Raw genomic sequence first — 5,702 nt, forward strand, 5'->3', positions numbered from 1 at the left:
GACCGCTTACCCAGTGTATCTGCTGGGTTTGACTACAAGCGCGAAGGGCTGAGCGAAAATGGTAAGTTTGTTGCACTCGGTGCGCCCTCAGACCCTGATAACTTTTGGCAGCTTGGTTTTGATGCCAGCTGGGAACTTGATTTATGGGGCCGTAATAAACGTGTTGAAGAAGGGGCCGTTGCTATGCTGCAGGCCTCTTTGTATGCGCGTGAAGCCGTGCGTGTTAGCTTAGCTGGGGAGGTGGCTAAAACATATTTGTTACTGCGCAGTGCGCAAACGCAGCTCAACATAACACACGAAAACAAAACCATTGCAGAGCGTGTGTTAAAGCTTGCACAAAGCCGCGAAAAAAACGGTGTAAGTACACGTTTTGAAACAATTAGTGCAAAAGCAGAGCTGGCAACAATTAATGCTGCGCTACCAGAGCAAACGCAGCGCCGTAATGTGTTAATGAACGCGCTTGCGTTGCTAGTAGGTGAAAAACCACGTGCCTTAAATACTTTGTTAGCTGAGCGTATTGCTGCGCCCGTTATGCCAAGCGAAATCCCTTCGGCTATTCCATCAGAGTTTGTGAAACGCCGCCCAGATATTTTACAAGCGCAAGCAAACTTACACAGCGCTGTTGCCGCTATTGGCGCGGCAACAGCGAATTTTTACCCACGCATTACTTTAACGGGCTCATTAGGAGTTGAGGGGTATGCGCAAAGTGATTTATCAACCTGGGATTCACGTGTTTTTTCAGTGGGACCAAATGTTTATTTGCCTATTTTTCAGGGGGGGCGCTTAAAGTCACAGCTTAAGCTTACTAAAGAGCGCGAGAAAAACGCGGCATTAACGTATCGTCAAACTGTACTAAAAGCGTGGCACGAAGTTGATAACGCAGTAGATGGTTGGGCTGCGCAGCAAAATCACCATCACAAAGTTGAAATTGCCCACGACTTTAATAAGCAGGCTTTACAAACCGTTGAAAGAGCCTACCAGCAAGGTGCAGCCGACTACCTTAGTGTTTTAACGGCGCAACGTAATTTATTAGCAAGCCAAACTAAGTTAAATAACAGTGCAACCAATGCCTCGATTGCGGTTGTAAATTTGTATAAATCTCTCGGCGGTGGCTGGAACCCAGACGCATTACCTGAAAGTGCGCTTGCGCCAATGTCAGCCAAGGCGGAGGGCGAGTAATGAATGCAGTCACGATTAATGTGCCTGTACAAAATGCAGCACCTGTTGCTAAGCCCGCAGGGCCATCAAAACAAGCACTGGCTGGGTTATTAGGCATTTTTATTGCCGCTATGATGGCGGGTTTAAATAACCGAGTAGGGGCACTTGGATTAGCAGATGTGAGGGGTGTAATGGGGGCAAGTTTAGATGATGCCTCTTGGCTTTCAAGCGCCTATACCGTTGGGGAGCTAATCGCTATGCCTTTTGCTTCGTGGTTTGCCATTACGTTATCGGTTAGACGCTTTCATATTTCTATGGTGACTATATGTGGTGTTATTGCGGCTATTTTGCCTTTTATTAATGATTTAAACTTATTAATTGCACTGCGTTTTGTGCAAGGGGTAAGTAGTGGCGCGCTCATTCCTATATTAATGATGGCTGCACTTAAATTTTTACCCCCTAACATACGTTTACACGGTTTAGCGCTTTACGCCATGACCGCTACATTCGCCCCAAATTTAGCTATTTGGCTAAGCGGGCAGTGGGCTGATGTGTTATCGGACTGGCGCTGGATTTACTGGCAAGTTATTCCGCTTTGTATTATTGCAGGTTCACTAACTGCGTGGGGCTTACCAAAAGAGGGCGTTAAATATGCGCGCTTTAAAGAAGGAAATTGGTTAGGCCTAGTGTGCGGCGTATCGTCTTTGACATTAATTGCCATCGCGCTTGATCAAGGTGTGCGCTTAGATTGGTTTAATTCATCGCTTATTAGTGTGTGTTTTTTTGGTGGGCTAATTTTATTTGGCTGCTACGTATTAACCGAGTGGCATCACAAAGCGCCATTTATGAGACCGCAATTATTAGGCCGACGCAATTTAGGTATTGGTTCTGTACTGCTTACCATGTTGTTAGTGGTGTTGATGTCGGGCTCAATGTTGCCCTCAACCCATTTAGCCAGTTTGCATAGCTATAGAGCACTACAGCTAGCGCCAGTAGGGTTATTAATTGCGCTACCACAACTTGTACTTGGCTCGGTAGTGGCACTGCTTTTATATAAAAAATGGGTAGATGCCCGCATTGTGATGTCAATTGGATTATTTTTAATTGCGCTGGCCTGTTTTAGCGGCGCACAAATTACGCCTTTATGGCATCGCGATCAATTTATCACAGCGCAGCTGTTGCAAGCATTTGGCCAGCCCATGGCTGTGGTCTCTATTTTATTTTTAATGACCAGTGTACTAGACCCAAGCGAAGGGCCGTTTTTTTCGGGAACCATAAACACATTACGTGTGTTTGGCTCGCTTATTGGCGGGGCTGTTGTAGGGCAGCTATTAACGGTGCGCAGTCATTTTCATAACGAAATGCTATTAGACCGCGCCTCACTGGTCGGTAATTCATTGGCAAGCACCATACCTAATGAGCAATTAGGTGGCGTTATTGCTCAGCAATCGTTAGTGATGTCGGTAGGTGATGCCTACTTGGTGCTTGGTGTGTTAGCACTTGTATTAATTCCGCTGGCGCTATGTATGAACTTTGTACCAGCCCCGAATCTTAATAAATCTTAAATTTTAATTGTTGAGTAATATATTATGGCCTTACCAAAAGTAGTTAAATTAACCGTTGTAGCAACTATACTTGCCGTTGTTGCAGGCAGTATTATTTATCTTAATAAACCGGAGTCGCAAAGTGCAACTCAAACAACTGACGATGCCTACGTGCAAGCCGACTTTACCTTTGTGGCGCCTCAGGTATCTGGCACGGTAGATCAAGTACTCATTAAAGATAACCAGCGAGTACAAAAAGGCGATTTAATTGCCACCGTAGATAATCGCGATTTTGTAGTGGCCCTAGATTCTGCTAAAGCCCAAGCTAATAGTGCTAAAGCAAGTGTAGCTAGCTTGCAAGCTAAGCTAACTTATCAAGATTCGTTGGTACAACAAGCGCAAGCTGCGGTAGAGGCCGACACTGCATCACTTAAATTAGCGCAGTTAAATTTAAAGCGTTATACCAACTTAGCAACCGATGGCTCAGGCACTGTGCAAGCACGAGAAGAAGCACAAGCAAAGCTGGCTATTCAAAAAGCAAACTTGCATAAAAACCAAGCAGGCCTTGCGGCAGCAAAGCAGCAGATTGAAATTTTACGTGCCGATATTGAAAAAGCCAAAGCTGTGCTTGTACAAGCTAAAGCACGTGTAGTAGATGCCGAACTTAAGTTATCGTACACCCAAATTACAGCGCCTATTGATGGCATAGTTGGCCAAAAATCGGTGCGTGTAGGGGCGTATGTAAACCCAGGCAGCCCGCTATTGGTTGTTGTACCCCTTGATAAAGTGTTTGTTAGTGCAAACTACCGTGAAACTCAACTAGCTAATGTAAAAGTAGGCCAAGAAGTTGAAATAAAAGTAGATGCACTACCAGGGCAAATTTTACGTGGCCACGTTGATAGCCTAAGCCCTGCCAGTGGCGTGAGCTACTCAGCCATTGGTGCACATAACGCCACGGGAAACTTCACCAAAATTGTGCAGCGTTTACCGGTTAAAATTAGCTTAGATGCAAACCAGCCGGCGCTTAAGCAGTTACGAGTAGGTATGTCGGTGGTGCCAAGTATTTCAATAACGCAGTAGCACATTGCGTTAATTACAGGGCCAGTAACCATGTTGCTGGCCCTTAAAATTAGTTACTCCTTCCTTTTGCATACAAAGCCAAGATATTTTTGAGTTAGATAGCACACTTTTATACCGACTCCTGTTACAATTGCCACTATTAAAAAATTAGCTATATGGCGTTAATTGTTGTCAATTTATTCACACTAAATTGCTCAAAGCCCAGTTAATAACGATCAACTTAACGGGTTGCCTTGCATACACTCAATGTTATGCATGTAACTTGGCATCAAACTAAAAGAACTTATTAATGGCAGACCAGAATATTATCAACGAAATTAGCAAGCGAAGGACTTTTGCAATCATATCGCACCCGGATGCTGGTAAAACCACCATCACCGAAAAAGTACTTTTGTTCGGACAAGCGATTCAAAAAGCCGGTACTGTAAAAGGCCGTGGCTCTAATCAGCATGCAAAGTCTGACTGGATGGAAATGGAAAAAGAGCGTGGTATATCGGTTACTACCTCTGTAATGCAGTTTCCGTATAACAATGCGCTGGTTAATTTACTTGATACCCCTGGACACGAAGACTTCTCAGAAGATACTTACCGTACATTGACCGCGGTAGATTCGTGTTTAATGGTTATTGATGCCGCAAAAGGTGTAGAAGAACGTACCCGTAAGCTAATGGAAGTTACGCGCCTACGTACCACGCCTATTGTTACCTTTATGAATAAGTGTGACCGTGATATTCGTGACCCAATGGAACTACTCGATGAAGTAGAAACAGAGCTAAATATTGCCTGTGCGCCTATTACTTGGCCAATTGGTTGTGGTAAAGAGTTTAAAGGGGTTTATCACATTCATAACGACGAGGCTGTTTTATACAAAACAGGCCAAGGCCATACTATTCAAGAAGTTCGCACTGTAAAAGGCCTAGATAACCCAGAGCTTGATACTGCCATTGGTGAAGAACTCGCTGAGCAATTACGTGAAGAGCTAGAGCTGGTAATTGGTGCCTCAAATGAGTTTGATCTTGAATTGTTTTTAGCGGGTGAGCTTTCACCGGTGTACTTTGGTACAGCCCTTGGTAACTTTGGTGTAGACCATGTACTTGATGGTTTAACGCAATGGGCACCAACGCCATTACCGCGAGAAACAGATGACCGCCAAGTAATCGCAACAGAAGAAAACTTTACTGGCTTTGTGTTTAAAATTCAGGCCAACATGGACCCTAAACACCGTGACCGCATTGCCTTTATGCGTATTGTGTCGGGCAAATACAGCCAAGGCATGAAAATGAACCACGTACGCCTTGGTAAGCAAATTAGTATTTCTGATGCGGTAACCTTTATGGCAGGCGATCGTGAGCGTGCAGCAGATGCATATGCGGGCGATATTATTGGTTTGCATAACCACGGTACCATTCAAATTGGTGATACCTTTACGCAAGGCGAAAAGCTTAAATTTAGCGGTATTCCTAACTTTGCTCCTGAGCTATTTCGTCGTATTCGTTTGCGCGATCCACTCAAACAAAAGCAGTTATTAAAAGGCTTAGTACAACTTTCTGAAGAAGGTGCTGTACAGGTATTTAGACCGCTTACTAACAACGATTTAATTGTAGGCGCGGTAGGTGTACTACAGTTTGACGTAGTTGTAGCCCGCTTAAAAGCTGAGTACAACGTAGATGCAATTTACGAAGGCGTAAATGTAAATACGGCACGTTGGGTAAGCAGCGACGATGTTAAAAAGTTTGAAGAGTTTAAACGTAAGTGCGAAAGCAACTTAGCACTCGATGGTGGCGATAACTTAACTTACATAGCACCGAGCCGTGTAAACCTTAACTTATCGGTAGAGCGTTACCCAGAGGTAACCTTTAACCATACGCGCGAAAACTAGAATCGACTGACTAAAGTTAACTGAAAGCCTGCTATGGCGGG

General features: G+C 44.4%; 4 protein-coding genes. All 4 read left to right on the forward strand.

Translation table 11 applies throughout. The annotated features are described in order from the left end of the window. The coding region (locus L650_RS0108075; RefSeq protein ID WP_085065443.1) for an efflux transporter outer membrane subunit at positions 1-1,179 on the forward strand (1,179 nt) is incomplete at its 5' end. After that, on the forward strand, positions 1,179-2,723 hold the full coding sequence (locus tag L650_RS0108080) for an MFS transporter (protein ID WP_029772796.1): 1,545 nt from the start codon (positions 1,179-1,181) through the stop codon (positions 2,721-2,723). The genes L650_RS0108075 and L650_RS0108080, both read left to right, overlap by 1 nt. A gap of 24 nt (positions 2,724-2,747) precedes the next feature. Continuing rightward, positions 2,748-3,782 carry an HlyD family secretion protein gene (locus tag L650_RS0108085; RefSeq protein WP_029772797.1) on the forward strand — a complete coding sequence of 345 codons (1,035 nt, stop codon included), beginning with the start codon at positions 2,748-2,750 and terminating at the stop codon, positions 3,780-3,782. Between the two features lie 289 nt (positions 3,783-4,071). Continuing rightward, positions 4,072-5,661: a peptide chain release factor 3 gene (prfC, locus tag L650_RS0108090; RefSeq protein ID WP_004586154.1), complete on the forward strand. Its 1,590-nt coding sequence runs from the start codon at positions 4,072-4,074 to the stop codon at positions 5,659-5,661. Positions 5,662-5,702 lie beyond the last annotated feature (41 nt).

Source organism: Pseudoalteromonas sp. TB51, from assembly GCF_000498055.1.
GTDB lineage: Bacteria > Pseudomonadota > Gammaproteobacteria > Enterobacterales > Alteromonadaceae > Pseudoalteromonas > Pseudoalteromonas atlantica.

Bases quoted from the DNA above. Each gene is read 5' to 3' on its own strand.
- L650_RS0108080 (WP_029772796.1), top strand. From the start codon at position 1,179: ATGAATGCAGTCACGATTAATGTGCCTGTACAAAATGCAGCACCTGTT.
- L650_RS0108085 (WP_029772797.1), top strand. From the start codon at position 2,748: ATGGCCTTACCAAAAGTAGTTAAATTAACCGTTGTAGCAACTATACTT.
- prfC (WP_004586154.1), top strand. From the start codon at position 4,072: ATGGCAGACCAGAATATTATCAACGAAATTAGCAAGCGAAGGACTTTT.